This is a genomic window from Polynucleobacter sp. 39-46-10 (assembly GCF_002282275.1).
Window position 1 is genome coordinate 1 of sequence record NZ_NCJB01000371.1, and the last position, 2,085, is coordinate 2,085.

Annotated in this window: 2 protein-coding genes; one reads left to right on the forward strand and one right to left on the reverse strand. The window is 46.4% G+C overall.

What is annotated here, in order from left to right; all coding sequences use genetic code 11:
* Positions 1–1,287 (forward strand): DUF3422 domain-containing protein (locus tag B7X71_RS15745; RefSeq protein ID WP_293601426.1); only part of this gene is annotated, 1,287 nt, incomplete at its 5' end.
* 55 nt (positions 1,288–1,342) lie between these two features.
* On the opposite strand, the gene B7X71_RS15750 is transcribed toward B7X71_RS15745, so the two are convergent.
* On the reverse strand, positions 1,343–2,085 hold a 743-nt coding region (locus tag B7X71_RS15750; protein WP_293601427.1), incomplete at its 5' end, for an FCSD flavin-binding domain-containing protein.

A 2,085-nucleotide genomic window follows, 5' to 3' on the forward strand; every position in this document is an offset into this window, starting at 1 on the left:
GCATTATGGCCAAACGAAAGGGTGCTATCCCAATCTTTTTTGCTCGATGCGAATTCTCGCCAGACCCAAATTGAATGGATTCAAAAGTTAAGCAATGCTTTGGGTGTATCTAATGATGAGCGCGGACACTCTTTCAAAATATTGACTCTAGCTCCTGAGCCGCAAAGGGTGCTGATTAAGTGGGAATTGCATGGTGAGTTTGCAACCATCGCAGCCATTGTGCATAACCCCGTCAAAATTACTGGACCTCTTCTGCAGTCTCGCCTAGCCCTTGAAAAGAGTTTGGATAAATTACTTCAGGATCTGGGTTGCCCTATTATTGTTGAGGCGGGTGGCGAAAGAATTTCCGCCTTAGATCTCGCGTTTGAGCATCGACCTCTGTTTTCTGAGGCTCAAGAAGTTTCCGCTATTTTTAGTGGCAATACTGTGTTGGGAAGTTATATTTTGTTGAGCAAGCGCGCTCAACTGTGGACGGATTTAAGTTTGGATGAAGATGGCTTCATCTCTTACTTTATTCCACACGATATCTTGGGCTCACGACAAGCTGGTCGTATAGCGCGAGCTCTTGCTGAGGCGGAAACCTATCGTATGGCAGCTATGATCGCATTCCCAGTAGCCAAGAGCCTCTCTATGCCGCTGAGAAGCGCGGAGTCGGAATTGGCAGATCTTTCTGAGAATATTTCTCAGCTACAAACTGAGCCTGGTATCCATACCGAAAAGGATGGACAGTTTTTAGGTGAGCTTTCTCATTTAGCCTCAAGAGCCGAGCAGTGGATTTCAGGCTATGGATTACGATTTACGGCCTCAGAGGCATACAGTCAATTGCTTAGTAAAAACCTATACGAGTTAGCAGAATCCCCGATTCCAGGTGTGCAGTCCTTGTCAGAGTTTATGGATCGTCGTTTTCAGCCTGCGATGGGGACCTGTATTTGGACTCAGCGTAGGTTAAAAGAGTTATCTGACCGAATCTCGAGAACAACTCAAACCCTGAGGACCCGTATTGAATTTGTAAATGAGGAGCAGACGCAGAAATTACTAGCTAGTATGGATCAGAGAGCGCGTTTGCAATTGCGCCTGCAAGAGACGGTAGAGAGTCTATCGGTTCTGGTGTTGACTTACTATGCAGTGAGTTTATTGGCCTATGTTGCTAAAGGCGGCAAAGAGGCTGGTCTTGCCATTCATCCAGAGATTGTTGCTGCAATTGCAGCTCCAGTAGTGGCGATCGTCTTCTTGTTCATTAGTAAGCGACGACGCAAGCGAATAGTTGAGATGGGTAAGTCCCTTTAGACATTAAAAAAGAGGCTTAGGCCTCTTTTTTAATTGCAACGGTTTCTTGATGAGCTTAGCCGAGGCTGTCTGCCCAGATGTTGTGTGCCCAACCCCAAGCATAAACACCCTCGAGGGCTGTAGGTCCTGGAGATAAGCCTCCAGCTCCTTTAACCGGCAAGAAGGTTTTCTTTTCGGCATCATATTGATGCACGCTAGCCACGTGAACTACATCCCTGGTATTAACAAAGCTATAGCAGGTATTGGTAACCACTGGAGCTGGATTAACTTCCAAGCCGCTGAGTTCAGCCACGATAGCTGCTGCTGCAACCTTAGCATGCTGATTGGCCATATGACCTGATTTTGGCATCGTTGGAGCAATCTGAATCGAGTCACCCAAAACGTGAATATCTTTTTGGGCAGTTGATTCAAAGTTCAAGAAATTCACATTGACCCAGCGTCCATTGGAGTTGGCTAAACCTGTCTTGATGGCAATTTCACCGGCAGACATTTGCGGCAAGACATTCAACACATCAGCCTTCACATCATCAGCAACTTCCAGTTTGAGTGTTTTGGTCTTAGCGTCAACACCAACTACATTATGTTTAGGTCGATACTCAATGATGCCAGCGTACTGCTCGGCCCATACCTTCTTGAATAAACCGCCTTTTGAGGTGACATCCTGGTTAGCATCCAGAATTAATACCTTACCCTTAGGATTATGTTGCTTGAGGTAATTTGCAACCTGGCAAGCACGCTCATAAGGTCCTGGAGGGCAGCGATATGGCGCCTCTGGAATGCTAATTGCAAAAGTACCGC